The following is a 16825-nucleotide window of genomic DNA, read 5'->3' on the forward strand; positions in this document are numbered from 1 at the left end:
GGGGCCCCGCGGGAGGGACGTGTCCCGGCGGCGGGAGGCTTCCGGGCGCCTTCGCCGGGGGCCTGCGGGCGCCTCAGTCGGGCTGTCCGGGGCGGCCCCGGTAACCGGAGCCGGAGCCGGAGTTCGGGTCGGAGGCGGTGCCCGGGTCGGAGCCGGAGTCGGAGCCGGAGCCCGGGTCGGAGGCGTGGCCGGAGTCGGGGCTCGGGTCGGGGCTCGGGTCGGGGCCGTTTTTCTCGCCGGCCCGGTGGGCGAACTCGCCGACCCGCGCCCGCCAGGCCGGGTCGTCCTCCTGGTAGATGTCCGGGATGCCGTCCCCGTCCAGGTCGCGGTCCTCCTCCTCGCACAGTGCGCGGTAGTGCCGGTTGCGCAGCTTCAGCAGCACCGTGGCGACCACCGCGGCGAGCACCGAGCCGACCAGCACGGCCGTCTTCGCCCGGGCGGCGAGCGCCGGGTCGTCCGGGAAGGCCAGCTCGCTGATCAGCAGCGAGACGGTGAAACCTATGCCCGCGAGCACCGAGACCGCGACCATGTCGGCCCACTTGAGCTGCGGGTTCAGCTCGGCCCTGGTGAACCGGGCGGTCAGCCAGGCGCCGCCGAACACGCCTATCGACTTGCCGACCAGCAGGCCGATCACGATGCCGAGCGGGGCGGCCTGGGTGAACACCTCGCGCAGCTTCGGGCCGGAGACGGCCACCCCGGCCGAGAACAGCGCGAACACCGGGACGGCCAGGCCGGCCGAGAGCGGGCGGACCAGGTGCTCGATGTGCTCGCCGGGGGAGTGCTGCTCGTCGCCCTCCCGGTGGCAGCGCAGCATCAGGCCCATCGCGACGCCCGCCACCGTGGCGTGGATGCCGCTCTCGTGCATCAGCGCCCAGGTCACGAAGGCCAGCGGTACGAAGAGGTACCAGCCGTGGACGCCGCGCCGGTGCAGGAACCAGAACAGCACCAGGCCGGCGACGGCGAGGCCGAGCGCCCAGAACTTGATGCCGTGGCTGTAGAAGATCGCGATGATCAGGATCGCGATCAGGTCGTCGACCACCGCCAGGGTGAGCAGAAAGGCGCGCAGCGGGGAGGGCAGGTGGCTGCCGACCACGGCCAGCACCCCGAGCGCGAAGGCGATGTCGGTGGCGGTCGGGATCGCCCAGCCACCGGGGTGCCCACCGCTGCCGGAGTTCACCAGGACGTAGAGGATCGCGGGCAGCGCCACCCCGCAGACGGCGGCGACGACGGGCAGCAGCGCGGCACTGGGTGTGCGCAGCTCACCCGCGACGAACTCGCGCTTGAGCTCGATCCCGGCGACGAAGAAGAAGATCGTCAGCAGGCCGTCCTTGGCCCAGGTGGCCAGGGAGAGGTCGAGGTGGAGCGGGGTGGAGGGGCCGACGGTGTAGTCGAGCACGCTCTGGTAGGCCTGCGGCCAGGCGTTGGCCCAGATCAGCGCGACGACGGCGGCGCCCAGCAGCAGCATGCCGCCGACCGTCTCGGTGCGCAGGGCGTCGGTGATGAAGGTGCGCTCGGGTAGTGACAGCCGACCGAGGAACTGCCGGCGGCGGGTCGTCGGCTCGTGGACGGGCGGCTGATCGGTCACGGGGACCTCCTGGGGCTGGGAGCGGCAACGGATGCACGGGTGGTGCAGTTGCCGACCAGACTTCCCGGCGCGCCCTGTGACGCCCGCGACTCCTGTCAAGGATCTTGATGCGTCCTTAATAGTCTAGCGGGGGTTTGGGTGACATCCGGATTGTCCTACCAAAGGACTTAAACCCTGTGGACTGGTTCTGCACCCCGGGGGCGCAGGGGTCACGGGGGTGCAGCGGTCGCGGGGGTGCTGACGTAGCGGCTGTCGGATCCGGCTGTGGGAAACGGCTGCGGTAACGGTTGCGGGAGACAGCTGCGGAAACGGCTGCGGGAAACGGCTGTGCCCCGGGCGGTGGTCGCCGCCCGGGGCACAGCCGTTGTCTCAAGGGGCTCGGCCGTCACCGGCCGGGTGGGTTCAGCCGTTGCCGTTGTCCGAGGACGGCAGCTGGGCCTGGATCTGGCTCATCACCGTGCTGTCGGCCAGGGTGGTGGTGTCACCGACCTCGCGGCCCTCGGCGATGTCGCGCAGCAGGCGGCGCATGATCTTGCCGGAGCGGGTCTTCGGCAGCTCGCCGACCACCTTGATCTGCTTCGGCTTGGCGATCGGTCCGAGCGTGCGGCCGACGTGCGCCCGCAGCTCCTCGACCAGCTCGGGGCTGTCGGCGACGCTGCCGCGCAGGATCACGAAGGCGACGATGGCCTGACCGGTGGTCGCGTCGGTCGCGCCGACCACGGCGGACTCGGCCACGGACGGGTGGCCGACCAGGGCCGACTCGACCTCGGTGGTGGAGATGTTGTGGCCCGAGACGAGCATGACGTCGTCCACCCGGCCCAGCAGCCAGATGTCCCCGTCCTCGTCCTTCTTGGCACCGTCGCCGGCGAAGTAGCGGCCCTCGAAGCGCGACCAGTAGGTGTCGATGTAGCGCTGGTCGTCGCCCCAGATGGTGCGGAGCATGGACGGCCACGGCTCGGTGAGCACGAGGTAGCCGCCGGAGCCGTTCGGCACCTCGACGGCGTTGTCGTCCACCACGGTGGCCGCGATGCCCGGCAGGGCGCGCTGGGCCGAGCCCGGCTTGGTCTCGGTGACGCCCGGCAGCGGGCTGATCATGATGGCGCCGGTCTCGGTCTGCCACCAGGTGTCCACGATCGGGCACCGGCCGCCGCCGATGTGCTCGCGGTACCAGACCCACGCCTCCGGGTTGATCGGCTCGCCGACGCTGCCCAGCACGCGCAGCGAGGACAGGTCGAACTTCGCGGGGATGTCGTCGCCCCACTTCATGAAGGTGCGGATCGCGGTCGGCGCGGTGTAGAGGATGGTCACGCCGTACTTCTGGACGATCTCCCAGAACCGGCCCTGGTGCGGGGTGTCCGGGGTGCCCTCGTAGATGACCTGGGTGGCGCCGTTGGAGAGCGGGCCGTAGACGATGTACGAGTGGCCGGTGACCCAGCCGATGTCGGCGGTGCACCAGTAGACGTCGGTCTCCGGCTTGAGGTCGAAGACCGCGTGGTGGGTGTAGCTGGCCTGGGTGAGGTAGCCGCCCGAGGTGTGCAGGATGCCCTTGGGCTTACCGGTGGTGCCCGAGGTGTAGAGGATGAACAGCGGGTGCTCGGCGTCGTGCGCCTCGGGGGTGTGCTCGGTGGACTGGCGCGCGGTGATCTCGTGCCACCAGACGTCGCGGCCCTCGGTCCACGGGATGTCCTGCCCGGTGCGGCGGACCACCAGGACGTGCTCGACGCCGTCGGCCTTGGTGAGTGCCTCGTCGATGGCCGGCTTGAGGGCTGAGGGCTTGCCGCGGCGGTAGCCGCCGTCGGCGGTGATGACGAGCTTGGCCTGGGCGTCCTGGATGCGGGAGGCGACGGCGTCGGAGGAGAAGCCGCCGAAGACCACCGAGTGGGTGGCGCCGATCCGGGCACAGGCGAGCATCGCGATGACCGCCTCGGCGATCATCGGCAGGTAGACGGCGACCCGGTCGCCCTTGCGGACGCCGAGCTCCAGCAGCGCGTTGGCCGCCTGCGAGACCTCGTCCTTGAGCTGGGCGTAGGTGATCGAACGGCCGTCGCCGGGCTCGCCCTCGAAGTGGATGGCGACCCGGTCGCCCAGGCCGTTCTCCACGTGGCGGTCGACGCAGTTGTACGCGACGTTGAGCTTGCCGTCGGCGAACCACTTGGCGAAGGGCGGGTTGGACCAGTCGAGGGTCTCGGTCGGCTCGACGGCCCAGGTGAGGCGGCGGGCCTGCTCGGCCCAGAAGCCCAGACGGTCCTCGGAGGCCTGCGCGTACGCGGCCGCGGTGACGTTGGCGGCTGCGGCGAGCTCTGCCGGCGGGGCGAAGCGCCGCTCCTCCTTGAGCAGGTTGGCCAGGCTCTCGTTGCTCAACGCGCACTCCTCATCGAGTCATGATCGGGGGCGATCCCGTGCGTGGGGATTGTCCCGTGTGTCCCAGCGCACAGCTCACCAGGCGAACGGGGCAGTTGACAAGAGGCTCCTGGGAATTGGTGTAGACCTTTGATCGGCGGTCGACCGGCCGCCGGTGCGGTCCGCCGGGGAGGACCGGACGACCGCGCGGGGGCGGGTGGGCCCGTGCCCCGGCCCGCCCGGCGGGGACACGGGCCCGGCTCTCAGGCAGCCAGCCGGGGGTCCTCCTCACTGCCCTCGACCGGAACCCGATCGTCCTCATTCACCCGTTCGGCCGATGCCGCGTTCGGTCGGACGCCGGGGTCGGTTCCGATCGGGGCCTCGGCATGGCGTTCGATGGTGTTCGGGTGCTTCCCGGGGTGGGCCTCGACCGGGCTGAACGTCCCGGCGGCCCGGTCCAGGACGTAGGCCTGGGCCGTCGCGAAGTCGAAGTACATCCCGACCAGCCGCAGGGTGCCCTCCTCGACCCGGCGCTCGACCGCCGGGTTCGCCATCAACTGGTCCAACTGCTGGACCACGTTGGTGATGCAGAGCTGCTCCACGACGTCCACCACGGGCCGGGAGGCGAACTCCGCCGGGACGCGTCGGAGCCGGTCCAGCGAGCCGCGGCCGTTGCGCAGCCAGCGGGCCAGCGGGGTGGGCGGCCCGGGGCGCTCGTGCACGCCGTCCAACAGGGCCTGCATCGCACCGCAGCCGGAGTGGCCGCAGACCGTGATCGACCGCACCTCCAGTACCTCGACCGCGTACTGCACCGCGGCGGCCACCGAGTCGTCCGCCGCGCCGGGTTCGTGCGGGGCCGGCACCAGGTTGCCCACGTTGCGCACGGTGAACAGGTCGCCCGGACCGCTGTTGGTGATCATGCTGGTGACCATCCGGGAGTCCGCGCAGGTCAGGAAGAGCTGGGAGGGCGTCTGCCCCTCGCGCGCCAGCCGGGCGAGTTCCGGCCGGATCAGCGGGGCGGTGTGCAGCTGGAACACCCGGACGCCGTCCAGCAGTCGGCCGTGCGGGTCCTCCTGCTGCTCGATGCAGTGGTGGCCGACCCAGGGCGTCCAGGCCCGGCAGCGGTGCGGGCCCGGTGAACTGCCCGCGCGCACGGTGCCGTCCGGGTCGAGCACCTCGTCGTCCTGGCGGCGCGTCACCAGTGAGACCCGGCCGCCCGTGTTCTGGTGCCCGGCCCGCCAGGTGTGCAGCGTCTCGTACGCGGCGTGGTCCAGGAAGGAGCCGTCGTGGACCACGGTGACCTCGGCTCCGGCCGGGATGCCGGCCAGCGCCCGGCTGAGCCTGGGCACGGTGGTGAAGGTGAGCGGGCCGTGGGTGTGGACGGTGACCGTGCCGCCGGGGCCGGTCTCCACGTCCACGTGGGCGCGGGTCAGCCGGTAGAGGGCGAGCAGTATGGCGGTGCCGGAGCCGATCGCGACGCCCCACAGCACGCCGGCGATCACCACGCCGAGCACGGTGATCAGGTAGACGGGGAACTCGCGGTGCCGGTGCACCTTGCGGATGTGCGCGAAGTTCACCATCTGCAGCCCGACCGCCAGCACCAGCGCGGCGAGCGCGGCCAGCGGGATCCGGCGCAGCCCGCCGGTCAGCGCCAGTGCGGCGGCCAGCACCCAGACGCCGTGCAGTACCGAGGCCCACCTGGTCTGGCCGCCGGCCCGTACGTTGGCGGTGCCGCGTACCGCGCCGCCGGCGACCGGCAGTCCGCCGACCAGGCCGCTCGCCAGGTTCGCGAGGCCCTGGCCGCGCAGTTCGCGGTCGAGGTCGCCGGTGCGGCGGGACATCCGGTCGATCGCGACGGCGGACAGCAGCGACTCCACGCTGGCGACCGCGGTGACGGTGAGGACGGCGGCGAGCAGCCCGAGCACCGGGCCGTGCGGCAGCGCGGGCAGGAACGCCTGCGGCCGCCAGGCGGGCAGTTCGATCCGGGCGAGCCGCAGGTCCAGGGTGAACACGAGCGCGGTGGCCAGCGCGACCCCGGCCAGCGGACCGGGCACCTTGGCCAGCCGGGCACCGAACTCGCCCGCGCGGCCCGGCAGTCGGCCGAGCCGGGGCCAGCCGAGCAGGACGGCCACCGTCACCGCGCCGGCCAGCAGCGCCGGCGGGTGCGGGCCGGCCAACTGCCCGGGAAGGGCCAGGAGGTTGGCGATCGTGGAGCTCTGCGGCGAGCCGCCGAGGACGACGTGCAGCTGCGCGACGGCGATGGTGATCCCGACGCCGGCCAGCATGCCGTGCACGATCGCGGGCGAGACGGCGAGCGCCGTCCGGGCCACCCGGCGTGCGCCGAGTAGGAGTTGGAGCAGGCCGACGGCGACGGTGACGGCGCAGGTGGCCTGCCAGCCGTACTGGGCGATCAGCCCGGCGGTGATCACCGTCAGCGCCGCGGAGGGACCGCTGACCTGGAGCGGTGTGCCGCCGAACAGCCCGGCGACGATCCCGCCCACGGCCGCGGCGGCCAGCCCGGCGGTGAGCGGGGCGCCGGTGGCGAGCGCGATGCCGAGGGAGAACGGCACGGCGATGAGGAAGACCACGAGGGAGGCGGAGAGGTCCTGGGCCCAGCGGATCCGGGGGCCGGGGCCCGGCGGTGCGTGGTCGGTGGTGTCGGAGGCGATGGGGGCACTGGAGATGTCGAGGGTCATTGTCTTCCCGTCTGTCCGGGGGAGCGAACGCAGTCAGGTCCGGCGGTGAGTCCGGGGGTGGGGCTCCGGGGCGGATCGGCTGTCGTGGGCGCGACGGTGTGGCGGGATGGCGTGGGCGCGGCGGGGGAGTGCGGGCGCCACCGGCCGGCGTTGACCATCAGGCCCGCCAGGACTCCGGGCGAGGTGCGGGACGTCTCACCGGGGCCGCCGGACGAACCATCAAGACTCGGTAAACCGAGGGTAATGAAAGCTTTGCACAGCGTGGTTCCGGGAGGGAAGTGGAAAACCCCCTGGTTCACTCCAATGGGTGGTGGCCGAACGGTCGGGAATCTGCTGGTGGCGGTGGGTCGGCCGGCCTCGGGAGCGTGGCGGCGTGTGGACGCGCCCGGGCACAAGGGACGGGCCGCGGCCTCCCCGGGGTGGGGAGGCCGCGGCCCGTTCGGCTGCGGCGGTGCCGGTCAGACGTGGGCGCCCGCCGGGGCCGTGCGCTCGCCGTCGTCCGCGAGCCCGCCCAGGACGAAGTCCTCGTCCACCTGGGTCGCGAGGTCGATGCCGACCTTGGAGTTGGCCCAACTCTCCGCGTTGCGGCGGTGGAAGAGCACCGCCTGCTCGGTGTAGCGGTGGGCGTCCCGCCGTCCGTACGCCGCGTCGGCCTCGATTCGCAGCTCCTCCAGCACCGTCCGGTTGGCCGGCTCCAGGGACTTCAGCGGCGGTTCGATGCCCTGCTCCAGGCGGCGCACCCAGTCCGACTGCCCGAAGGTGGTGAGCAGGTCGTCGCCGACCTCGCGGCGCAGGAAGGCCAGGTCGTCCGGGCCCTGCACCTTGTTGCCGATGACCTTCAGTCGCACGCCGAAGTCGCGGGCGTAGTCCCTGTACTGGCGGTAGACGGAGACGCCCTTGCGAGTCGGCTCGGCCACCAGGAAGGTCAGGTCGAAGCGGGTGAACAGGCCCGAGGCGAAGGAGTCCGAGCCCGCCGTCATGTCGGTCACCAGGTACTCGCCCGGGCCGTCCAGCAGGTGGTTGAGCAGCAGCTCAACCGCGCCGACCTTGGAGTGGTAGCAGGCCACCCCGAGGTCCTCCTCGGTGAACGCGCCGGTGGCCAGCAGCCGGACCGAGCCCTCGTCCAGCGCGATCGGGCGGGCGCAGGAGGCGTAGACCGGATTCTCCTCGACGATCCGCAGCAGTCGCGAACCGCGGCCGGGCGGCGTGGTTTTGATCATCTCGTCGGAGGAGCGGATCAGCGGGTTGCTGCCGCGCAGGTACTCCTTGATCTCCGGCAGGCGGCTGCCCAGCGAGGGCAGTTCTGCGGCCTGGTCGTCCGTCAGGCCGAGGGCCGGGCCCAGGTGCTGGTTGATGTCGGCGTCCACGGCGATGACCGGTCGGCCCATGGCCGCCAGGTGGCGGATGAACAGTGCGGACAGCGTGGTCTTCCCGCTGCCGCCCTTGCCGACGAAGGCGATCTTCATCTGGGGACTCCGGCTCTCGCTCAGGGCCCTCGGGGTGGGCCGCCTGCCCAGGGCGCGCGACGCGTTCCCCAGTTGGAAATCGTTATCGTCTCCGATAGTGGTCATGCTAGCCGGGGTTTGGGTTTCGCCGGGGGCGGGAAGTGAGGATTGCCTCTAACGGGTGATGCGGGGTTGCTGTTCCGGGAGGGGTGGCCCGTTCATTACTCTCGGGTAGGTGAGCACTGGAACTGATCCCCTCGCCCCGCTGGCCCAGCTCCCCGGGGTGCCCGACGCGGTCGCCGAGGTGCGCAAGGCCGTCGACCGGCTCTACGGCCACCGGGTGATGCGCCGCCGCGCGGCCGAGGTCACCTCCGAGTCCGCGCTGCGCGGAGCCCGCGCGTCGGCGGCCCTGGCCGGGGCCGACTGGCCGCTGGAGGAGGTCCGCCGCCGCAGCGACTTCGGCGCGGACCCCGAAGCCCGGACGGTCGGCGCGGCCCTGCGGATCGCCGCCGAGGCCGGCCAGCTGCTCAGCATCTGGCGGCACTCGCCGCTCCAGGTGCTGGCCCGGCTGCACCTGCTCGCGGTCGGTGACGGCGATCCGGCCGCCGGTCGTCCGCGGCGGGCCGGGGAGGGCGCCGAGGAGCTGTTCCCGCTGGGACTGGAGCCGGTGGAGAGCGTCGAGGTCGACGCCGCGGACGGGCCGTTGCCCGCGCTGCCGCCGGCGCCCGGTGCGGAGGAGGTCGCGGCCCGGCTCGACCAGCTCTCCCGGCTGCTGGTGGCGCGCGCGGAGGGCCAGGGCGTGGGCACGCCGGCCCTCGTCGTGGCCTCGGTGGTGCACGGCGAACTGCTCGCGCTGCGGCCGTTCGGCACCCACAACGGGGTGATCGCGCGGGCCGCCCAGCGGATCGTGCTGATCGCCGAGGGGCTCGACCCGAAGTCGATCTGCCCGGCCGAGGTCGGCCTGGCGGAGCTCGGCACCGCCGCCTACCGCCGGGCCCTGGCCGGCTACCTGGCGGGCACCCCGGACGGGATGGCGGCCTGGATCGCCCACTGCGGCCGGGCGCTGCGGCTCGGCGTGCGGGAGAGCACGGCGGTCTGCGAGGCGATGCAGCGCGGGATGGTCTGAGCGGCCGGACGTGGAGCGGCGCGCACGCCCCGCGAGGGGCGTGCGGACGTCGGGAAGCGCGCGGGAACCGTGGGGGCGTGCGGGGACCGCGGAGGCGCGCGGAGACGAAGATGCGGCGGCACCTGATCCTGCCGGGTGCCGCCGCTGGTGCAGATACCGGGTGACCATGCATGCACCGGAAGTGCCGATCAGACGGGGATCCTGCCCGTTCGTCTGGTCCGGCGGCCCGACAGCGGGTCGGCTGCATGTGGGTGCCCGGATATCTGTACGTGCGGTCCGTGGGGCCTGAACTGCGTTGTCGGTTTGACCTCTTAGGTCCTGACCGGGTCTCGCGGGCCGTGCTTCATTTGTATCGCGTTTCGGGCGAAAGGGGAACCCGAAACGAGAAGTCTGTCCCGATTGCCCGTTTTGGCCAAGGATTCCGGAGGTGTGGGCCTCGGAGCCTCAGGCGAGCGGGCGCCGCCGGTGGGCCAGGTACCAGATCACCCCGGCGGTCACCGCGGCCGTCCCGACCGCCACGGCGGTCAGCACCGAGCCGCTCGGAGCGGAGAACTCGGGTAGCCGCCGCCGCAGTTCCACCGGCTTGTCGAAGACCAGCACCGGCCACTCCCGGGCCTGCGCCTCCTTCCGCAGCGCGCGGTCGGGGTTGACCGCCGACGGGTGGCCGACCGCCTCCAGCAGCGGCAGGTCGGTGGAGGAGTCGCTGTACGCGTACGAGGCGGCCAGGTCGTAGCCCTCGGTCGCGGCCAACTCCCGGATGGCCGCGGCCTTGTTCTCGGCGTAGGCGTAGTACTCGATCTCGCCGGTGTAGCAGCCGTCCTCGACCTTCAACCGGGTGGCGATCACGTGGTCCGCGCCGAGCAGCCGGCCGATCGGCTCGACCACCTCGGAGCCGGAGCTGCTGACGATCACCACGTCCCGGCCGGCCGCGTGGTGCTGCTCGATCAGCGAGGCCGCCTCGTCGTAGATGATCGGGTCGATCAGGTTGTGCAGGGTCTCGGCGACGATCTCGCGGACCTGCTGGACGTTCCAGCCCCGGGTGAGTGCGGAGAGGTACTCGCGCATCTTCTCCATCTGGTCGTGGTCGGCGCCGCCGACCAGGAAGACGAACTGGGCGTACGCGCTGCGCAGTACGGCCCGACGGTTGATCAGACCGCCCTGGTAGAAGGGGCGGCTGAAGGCCAGCGCGCTCGACTTGGCGATGATGGTCTTGTCGAGGTCGAAGAAGGCCGCCGTGCGCGGCCCGCCGGGCCTCGGGCGAACGGGCGGGCGGAGCTCTTGCGGGCGGAGCTCTTCGGGGCCGGTGGTGTCGCCCTGGGACTCGTCGGCGTGGTCGTCGGCGTTCTCGGTGGTGTCCACGGGAACCGAGGATAGAGGGAGCCGCAAAACACCCCGCCATTCGGCGTACTCGCGGGCGTGCGGGTTTGTGTTTCTGGCCGCTCGGGTACACCATGGAAGTCACGGATCGTTCGCGACCGTGCTAACCCGGTCCGGCTCCTCCCCCCCGAGCCGGGCTGTGGATAGACGACCCCCGCTCTCCCCCCCGGCGGGGGTCGTCGCACGTCCGGGGCCATTTTCAGGGCCTGAACGCCTCTCGCGGCGGATCCGCCGTCGTGGCCTCGGCGGCCTACAGGGGGTGTCGACACCTCGGCCTGCCGATCGACTTCCGTCACTCTGCGTTGCCATTCGCTCATGTCCGTCGGGGATCGAACGGCTGGTTCCGATCGGTGTCGCGAGCCCGCCCGGAGGCGGTGTCCGGGAGGCGGCGGGCGGGGGTCGGAGAGATCGGTCGAACGGGGTGCGACGGCCGCCGGTTCATCTCGGTGACCCCTTTTCGTCAATTCTTCGCCGATTAGCCCCCCGCCCGAGTGAACGTTTTCATCCACAGCCCACGAGTTATCCACAGGCAATCGAATGCCGGATGACGGAATCCGGATCTCCCCCCACCGTGATGACCGGCGGCGGTCGCCGGGCAGGGCCTCACCCCTTCCTCCCCCAGAGGCCTGTCGGGCGGCCGCCCGCCGGAATCGTCCGACGTGCGTCGCCGGCCTGGTGGCAGGCGGCGCGGAGGGGAGCATCCATGTCGACGCCGATCGCCGACCACATCACCGCCGAGGGCCCCGCGGTCGCCGGGCCGCTCATCGTCACCGAGGACGAGGGCCTGGCCGAGCACCTGCTGCGGGTCTGCGCGGCGGCGGGCACCGAGCCGAGGCTGGTCCGGGGCGCCCCGCCGACGCGGGCCCTCTGGGAAGGGGCCTCGCTGGTCCTGGTCGGGGACGACCAGGCCGTCCGCTGCTCCGCGCTGGGGCGGCGCGGCGGGGTGCTGCTGCTCGGGCTGGACCTGGACGACCCCGGGGTGTGGGTCAGAGCCGTCCAACTCGGGGCCGAACACGTGCTGTTCCTGCCCGACGCCGAGGCCTGGCTGCTCGATCGGATCGCCGACGCTGCCGAAGGCGTCGGCTGCCCGGCGGTCACCGTCGCGGTGCTCGGCGGCTCGGGCGGGGCCGGGGCCTCGACCCTGGCGTGCGCGCTGGCGGTCACGGCCGCGCGGGCGGGCCGGCGGACGATGCTGCTGGACGGCGATCCGCTGGGCGGGGGCCTCGACATCCTGCTCGGCGGCGAGCGGGTCAGCGGGCTGCGCTGGCCCGATCTGGCGGGCTCCCGCGGGCGGGTCAGCGGGGCCGAGCTGGCCCGGGCGCTGCCGGTGCTCAAGCGGCTCTCCGCGCTGTCCTGCCTCTCCTGGGACCGCGGCGACACCCTGACGGTGCCGCCGGAGGCCATGCGCAGCGTGCTGGCCGCCTCCAGGCGGCGCGGCGGGCTGGTGGTGGTCGACGTGCCCCGACACCTCGACGCGGCCGCGGGGCAGGCGCTGGAGCAGTCCGACCTGGCGCTCCTGGTGGTGTCGGCCGAGTTGCGCGCGGTGGCCGCTGCCGACCGCGTCGCCGCGGCGGCCCGGATGCGGCTCGGGGACGTCCGGGCCGTGGTGCGGCCGGTGCGGGCCGGCGGGCTGCCGGCCCGGCAGATCGTCCGAGGGCTGCGGTTGCCGCTGGCGGGGGAGCTGGAGCCGGAACCGGGCCTGGCCCAGGACGTCGTGAAGGGCGTCCCGCCCGGAATCCGGGAGAGCGGCCCGCTCGCGCGCTTCTGCGCGAGCTTCCTGAACGAGGTGCTGCCGCCGGTGCCGGCGGTGGACGGTACACCCCTACATCTCGAAAGGACACCCCCTCCCATCAGCAAAAATGCCCCGCCCGGAGAGGTTCCGGGCAGGGCGGTGTGGGGGTCTTACTCGGGGCAGCTCAGCGAGCACGCCCACACGGTGTGCCCGGGGCCGCTAGGGGCCTCTTGGTGGCCGATCGGGACCGGGGTGGGGGCCGGGCCCTTGCACCGGGCGCAGCGCACCGGAGCGAGGCGGGGCCATATCTCCCCGAGGGTGTTCGCGTGGTCGTCCCTGTGGAACGGGTCGCGGTTGCACGGGGCGCCGTCGGTCTGTCCGGGGCGGGGGGCTCCGCACGTCGGCTTCATGGTGGTCGCCGCGTTCATCACGCCACCGCCCCACCGAGGGTGTGAGGGACACCGGTCGTGATGCTGTCGAGCCAGTGTTCGGGGTCCGGGAGATCGAGCGCGGCGGCGAACAGTGCGGCTCGGCGTCGCCGGTGGTCGTCCGCGTCCCGTGCCAGCTCTGCCGCGATGATGGCGGCCCACTTCCGCTGTGTCTCTTCCGCGTTGTGCTGCCGGATCACTTCCTGTTGCGCGGGGGTCATGCGTTCCCACGCGATCACGTGGGGGCGGACCAGGGGGCCCGGGTTGCTATGTACGGTCTCGCGCAGGTCGAGCACCGAAATGGGTCGGGCCGGGGCGCAGATGACCCGCTTCGGCACCGTGAGCCGGAACGGTTCGACCGGGCCGCAGATCACCAGGGCGCGGCGGTGTGTTCCGCGAGCCGGCAATAGCAGGCGAAGCGCCCAGAGGAACGCGAGAACGATAAGCTGAGTCATGTCGGAGCCTCCACGGGCTTCGGTCATGCCCCGGGACCGTTGGCGCGGTCGCCGGGGATCTTTGTTGTTGTGGCACGACGATATCTCCACTCATCTAAGTCGTCTACCCATGCACTCCTATAAGTGGAAGCCCACGCCGGGGCTCCGTACCCTTCTCCCATGTCCGATAGCCCTTCGAAGCGTCCACCGCGCATCCCGCCATACCGGCTCGTTGCCGCTGAACTGGCGGCTGAGATCCGCGCGGGCCGGTACGACTCCGGGGAGCCCTTTCCGTCAGAGTCAGCATTGAGTAAGCGATTCGGCGTCGCGATCATGACTGTTCGGCGGGCGCTCGAAGTGCTGCGGGAGGAGTGGGGGCTGATCACCACCCGTTGGGGCAAGGGGTCGGCTGTGGTCCCGCCGGAGAACCGCCCGGCTTCGGACATGGCGGAGCCCCGCCCAGGCGAACCCGGACGGGGCCGTTTCGAGGGCTGACTAGCGGGACTTCGGGACGACGAATCCTCGCGCCGGACCGGACTGCCGGGACCGCCCCTCCACGACCGTGAGAGCTTCGTCGGTGATGTCCCGCCGGGTGTTGGGGTCGGCGCTGTCGTACACCCTCCAACGCCCGTTCGGATTGTCGAGGTCTTCGGGGGAGACGATTCCCCGAATTCCTAGCTCCCTAAGGGCGTTGGCCACTTGCTGGGCTTCGTTCTCATCCACGCGCCTTGCCCTTCCGTGTTGGTGCGCCCAGGCTAGTGGGCTTCGCCTCCACCGCCCCCGCCTCCGCCACCGCCGTTGCAGTGGGAGGCGCATCCGCCGGGGTTGATCGGTCCGCACCCGCCGGGCACGGGGGTGTGGGAGCAGTTCGCGGCTACGGCCACCAGGGCGCGGGTCGGTCCCGTCCACAGTTCGTGGTCGGGGGTGTATCCGGCCTCCTCGATGAGGGCGACGGTCCGGACCAGGGCCGCTTCGTCGTGGCGCTCCGGGTCGGGACGCTCGGGGTAGTGATGGACGAACCCGCCCAACTTGCCGCACAGTTCGGCGTAGGGGCGGGTGTGCAGGATGAGCGCGTGCCACCCCTCGTCCACCACGTTGGACGGGGTGATCCGCACCGCGGGGAACCGGCGTGCGGTGGCAACGAACTTCAGCGCTTCGGTAACGATGCGCTCGGCCGTGTCGGCCGCCATCCCGGGGTTGTTGTCGATCACCGTTGCGGTGACGCCCCCGAATGCTTCGGGGGTGAGTAGGGCGCGTGCGTCGTGCATGATGCTCCCTGGTTCCGTTGAGTGGCCGCTGCCCCGAGTGGGACGGCGGGTCTCGCTGGCGGTGCTGACCCGTCCCGGCTGCGTTCCTGGCAAAGAGCAGCAGCCGGGACGGGGGTTCTCGGGGTGCATGTGCAGTGGTGCCCCGCCCTGGCAGGCGTTGATTCCCCAACCGCCCACCAGGACGGGAGTTCAACTGCCCCAACTAGGGGCGGGTGTTGCGCAGCGGCGCCGGCTGATCGGTGCGCTTCCATCCGAGCGGGAACAGAACCGGCTCGCCGGGGAACATGGCGGCCCAGTCGTCGGACATGACCCCGCCCCACCGCCCGCACGTCGTGCACTCCCACACGGGCCCCTGCGGGCCGCTCTGCATCGCGCCGGGTCCGTCGTACCGGACGACCTTGTGTCCGGGACCCTCGGGGCACTGCGCGTTCATGCGGCGACTCGCTTCGCTGCCCTTTCCCGATCCTTCCGAATCCGCCGGGCTTCCGCGTAGCCCCGGATGGGGATGTTCCGCCGTCGGAACCGCAGCCGCAGCCACTCGTCCGTGCGGTTGATCTCGCGGGCGAGCCGGTACACCGATTCGTTCGCGAGATAGCGGCGGGCGAGTTCGTCCAGCTTCTCCGGCGTCACTTCGGGGCGGTCATCCTGGCGCGGCTTCGGCACACTCAGGATGGGCAGCAGGACCATCGTGTTCCTCGTTGCGGGTTGATAGAGCGGGAGTCGTTGAAACCGGCCCCCGACCGTACGAATTGTCAGAAACATCCGGCGGGGGACCGGCGTGCGCCCGGACAGGAGCATCCGGAACGCAACCCGGCAGGGTTGCCGGGAGTCTTGGGTTAAGCGGGTTCCTCGGCGTCGGCGTCCGCGTCCTCGGGTTCGAGGATGACGCCCTGGTCGAGCAGTTGCGCAAGCTCGGCGTCCGCGGGCTCCGGCTTCTTCACGGCGGGGACGGGGCAGTCCCACACCTTGTGGGCCGATCCAACTTCGCGCAGGTAGACCACCCCCGCGTCCACGGCGCGTACGATCCCCAGCCGCCCGCCGGCTCGGGTGTCGAGCGCCACGGAGCCCGGCGACGGACCGTGGATCAGCGCGTCACCCGTCATCGGGGGCTCGCCCGCCTGTGCCCTGCGCTTGCGAGCCTTGTGCTCGGCCAGCCAGATTCCCCGCAGCACCTTTTTCACCATGCGGCCCCTCCCGAGGGTTTGTCGTCGTGCGGGCCCCGCCCCCGGTCGTCCGCGCCGTCCACATTCGTCACGTCACCGGGGGGCGGGGTTGTGCATCCTCCGGCGGCAACTCAGGTACCCGCCGGGGGTCTTGGGGTCGCCTCGGCCCTAACCGGGGAGCCGGACCGAGGCGACCGGTGCGCGCGCCCCTCGCGCACCCTTCCGCCGGGGGACCGGCGGGTAAGCCCGGAGCACCGCGGGGGTAGGTGAGTGCTCCGGGAGATCAGGCAGACCGGGGACGGGCGTGGCGGGCCCGGCGGGGCTGGGGGATCGGCGAGCGGTCCCGGCCGAGCATCTCGGCCACCGCCTTGCCGTGAAGCACGGCGATGCACTCCGCGCAGGCGGCCAACCCGGCCCGGACCCCGCCGGCGGCGGTGACGACCCCGAGCCAGAGCACCGGAACGGACTCGCGTTCGCAGTACAGCCAGCAGTCGCCGGTGCCCCACTCGTTGCCGTCACCCTCGACAGGAGGATCGGGCAGCGCTGCCGCGCCGATGCCAACCAGAGCGGAACCCGCCTCGGCCGTGAGCATCACGGCGGGTCCCCGGACCGGACGTGGCGGACCTTGATTCGCAGCCGGGAGCGTCGACCGGCTCGCCACCGTCGCACGCACGCTTCCCAGTCACCGCCGTAGACGACCCCGAGCATGGCGACCGCCAGGCCGAGGAACAGCCATATGCCCCCGTGGTCGTTCGGGTCGAGTCCGCCGACGGCGACCACCAGGGCGGCCGGGCTGAGAGCGACGACGACCGCCAGGGCGCAGGCAGCAGGGGCCTTGCGGCTCACGCCGGTTCGTCCTCGGGCACCAGCACCATCGGGACCGAGGCAGCGTCCAGGCTGTACGACCGGTGGTCCTGGTTGAGCCACGTGTGAGTGCGCGCCCACTCCGCCACGGCCCCCACGTCCGCACTCGGCCGGGACGCCTCGCCGCACATGGTGCCGTCCTCGTCCTCGGACACGCAGGACAGGACGTAGCGCGCCGGAGCGGCCCGAGGGTCGTCCGGGCGCAACTTCCAGCCCCCGAACCGCGTAACGATCCGGTTCGTCTCCTGGCGGTCCGTGTGTGTCAGCACCGAGGGGAGTTCCCCGGTCGGCAAGCTGCCCATTCGGCCTCCAAAACGCTGAATGCCCGTCACGTCCCATGGACGGTACGGGCACTCAAGGCGGCCGA

The 16825-nt window shown here is 72.2% G+C and carries 15 protein-coding genes and 1 pseudogene; 3 read left to right on the forward strand and 13 right to left on the reverse strand.

The genetic code is table 11. The features are described from left to right. Positions 1–73 precede the first annotated feature (73 nt). From nhaA to ACGF0D_RS07530, 4 genes are all read right to left on the reverse strand, one after another. Positions 74–1585, reverse strand: a complete 1512-nt coding sequence (gene nhaA, locus ACGF0D_RS07515) for a Na+/H+ antiporter NhaA (protein ID WP_392914278.1) — start codon at positions 1583–1585, stop codon at positions 74–76. Positions 1586–1987: 402 nt separating this feature from the next. Next, positions 1988–3946 carry an acetate--CoA ligase gene (acs, locus tag ACGF0D_RS07520; protein ID WP_392868217.1) on the reverse strand — a complete coding sequence of 653 codons (1959 nt, stop codon included), beginning with the start codon at positions 3944–3946 and terminating at the stop codon, positions 1988–1990. 242 nt (positions 3947–4188) lie between these two features. Further along, a complete protein-coding gene (locus tag ACGF0D_RS07525) occupies positions 4189–6621 on the reverse strand; it encodes a SulP family inorganic anion transporter (protein ID WP_392914279.1) in 2433 nt (810 codons plus the stop codon). Between the two features lie 458 nt (positions 6622–7079). After that, positions 7080–8087: an ATP-binding protein gene (locus ACGF0D_RS07530; RefSeq protein WP_392914280.1), complete on the reverse strand. Its 1008-nt coding sequence runs from the start codon at positions 8085–8087 to the stop codon at positions 7080–7082. A gap of 214 nt (positions 8088–8301) precedes the next feature. Between ACGF0D_RS07530 and ACGF0D_RS07535 the strand changes: the two genes are divergently transcribed. Beyond that, on the forward strand, positions 8302–9192 hold the full coding sequence (locus tag ACGF0D_RS07535) for an oxidoreductase (RefSeq protein ID WP_392914281.1): 891 nt from the start codon (positions 8302–8304) through the stop codon (positions 9190–9192). A 444-nt stretch (positions 9193–9636) separates the two neighbouring features. Here ACGF0D_RS07535 and ACGF0D_RS07540 read toward each other — a convergent pair whose 3' ends face one another. Further along, entirely contained in the window at positions 9637–10551 is a 915-nt protein-coding gene (locus ACGF0D_RS07540) for an HAD family hydrolase (protein ID WP_392868206.1), read from the reverse strand. 721 nt (positions 10552–11272) lie between these two features. On the opposite strand from ACGF0D_RS07540, the pseudogene ssd reads away from it, so the two are divergent. After that, positions 11273–12364: pseudogene (gene ssd / locus ACGF0D_RS07545) on the forward strand (septum site-determining protein Ssd); the annotation flags it as partial. Between the two features lie 364 nt (positions 12365–12728). On the opposite strand, the gene ACGF0D_RS07550 reads toward ssd, so the two are convergent. Then, positions 12729–13211 (reverse strand): hypothetical protein, encoded by a 483-nt coding sequence (locus tag ACGF0D_RS07550; RefSeq protein ID WP_392914282.1) that lies wholly within the window; start codon positions 13209–13211, stop codon positions 12729–12731. A gap of 132 nt (positions 13212–13343) precedes the next feature. On the opposite strand from ACGF0D_RS07550, the gene ACGF0D_RS07555 reads away from it, so the two are divergent. Next, the gene (locus ACGF0D_RS07555; protein WP_392914283.1) at positions 13344–13658 is read left to right on the forward strand and encodes a GntR family transcriptional regulator; all 315 of its coding nucleotides are present in this window, start codon (positions 13344–13346) and stop codon (positions 13656–13658) included. Here ACGF0D_RS07555 and ACGF0D_RS07560 read toward each other — a convergent pair whose 3' ends face one another. From ACGF0D_RS07560 to ACGF0D_RS07590, 7 genes are all read right to left on the reverse strand, one after another. Further along, complete coding sequence (locus ACGF0D_RS07560; RefSeq protein ID WP_392914284.1) at positions 13659–13886, reverse strand: hypothetical protein; 228 nt, start codon at positions 13884–13886, stop codon at positions 13659–13661. Positions 13887–13918: 32 nt separating this feature from the next. After that, a complete protein-coding gene (locus ACGF0D_RS07565; RefSeq protein ID WP_392914285.1) occupies positions 13919–14431 on the reverse strand; it encodes a glycine-rich domain-containing protein in 513 nt (170 codons plus the stop codon). A 429-nt stretch (positions 14432–14860) separates the two neighbouring features. Beyond that, positions 14861–15118, reverse strand: a complete 258-nt coding sequence (locus tag ACGF0D_RS07570; RefSeq protein ID WP_392914286.1) for a hypothetical protein — start codon at positions 15116–15118, stop codon at positions 14861–14863. Between the two features lie 149 nt (positions 15119–15267). Beyond that, the gene (locus ACGF0D_RS07575; protein WP_392914287.1) at positions 15268–15615 is read right to left on the reverse strand and encodes a hypothetical protein; all 348 of its coding nucleotides are present in this window, start codon (positions 15613–15615) and stop codon (positions 15268–15270) included. A 262-nt stretch (positions 15616–15877) separates the two neighbouring features. After that, positions 15878–16186: a hypothetical protein gene (locus ACGF0D_RS07580; RefSeq protein WP_392914288.1), complete on the reverse strand. Its 309-nt coding sequence runs from the start codon at positions 16184–16186 to the stop codon at positions 15878–15880. Further along, on the reverse strand, positions 16186–16440 hold the full coding sequence (locus ACGF0D_RS07585) for a hypothetical protein (RefSeq protein ID WP_392914289.1): 255 nt from the start codon (positions 16438–16440) through the stop codon (positions 16186–16188). Before ACGF0D_RS07585 ends, ACGF0D_RS07580 begins: the two co-directional genes overlap by 1 nt. Beyond that, positions 16437–16727 carry a hypothetical protein gene (locus ACGF0D_RS07590; protein ID WP_392914290.1) on the reverse strand — a complete coding sequence of 97 codons (291 nt, stop codon included), beginning with the start codon at positions 16725–16727 and terminating at the stop codon, positions 16437–16439. Before ACGF0D_RS07590 ends, ACGF0D_RS07585 begins: the two co-directional genes overlap by 4 nt. Positions 16728–16825 lie beyond the last annotated feature (98 nt).

Source organism: Kitasatospora sp. NPDC048298 (assembly GCF_043201465.1).
Lineage (GTDB): Bacteria > Actinomycetota > Actinomycetes > Streptomycetales > Streptomycetaceae > Kitasatospora.

Coding starts and splice junctions, on each gene's coding strand:
- ACGF0D_RS07550 (WP_392914282.1), bottom strand. CDS start 13,211: ATGACCGAAGCCCGTGGAGGCTCCGACATGACTCAGCTTATCGTTCTC.
- ACGF0D_RS07570 (WP_392914286.1), bottom strand. CDS start 15,118: ATGGTCCTGCTGCCCATCCTGAGTGTGCCGAAGCCGCGCCAGGATGAC.
- ACGF0D_RS07555 (WP_392914283.1), top strand. CDS start 13,344: ATGTCCGATAGCCCTTCGAAGCGTCCACCGCGCATCCCGCCATACCGG.
- ACGF0D_RS07580 (WP_392914288.1), bottom strand. CDS start 16,186: ATGCTCACGGCCGAGGCGGGTTCCGCTCTGGTTGGCATCGGCGCGGCA.
- ACGF0D_RS07525 (WP_392914279.1), bottom strand. CDS start 6,621: ATGACCCTCGACATCTCCAGTGCCCCCATCGCCTCCGACACCACCGAC.
- ACGF0D_RS07530 (WP_392914280.1), bottom strand. CDS start 8,087: ATGAAGATCGCCTTCGTCGGCAAGGGCGGCAGCGGGAAGACCACGCTG.
- ACGF0D_RS07575 (WP_392914287.1), bottom strand. CDS start 15,615: ATGGTGAAAAAGGTGCTGCGGGGAATCTGGCTGGCCGAGCACAAGGCT.
- ACGF0D_RS07565 (WP_392914285.1), bottom strand. CDS start 14,431: ATGCACGACGCACGCGCCCTACTCACCCCCGAAGCATTCGGGGGCGTC.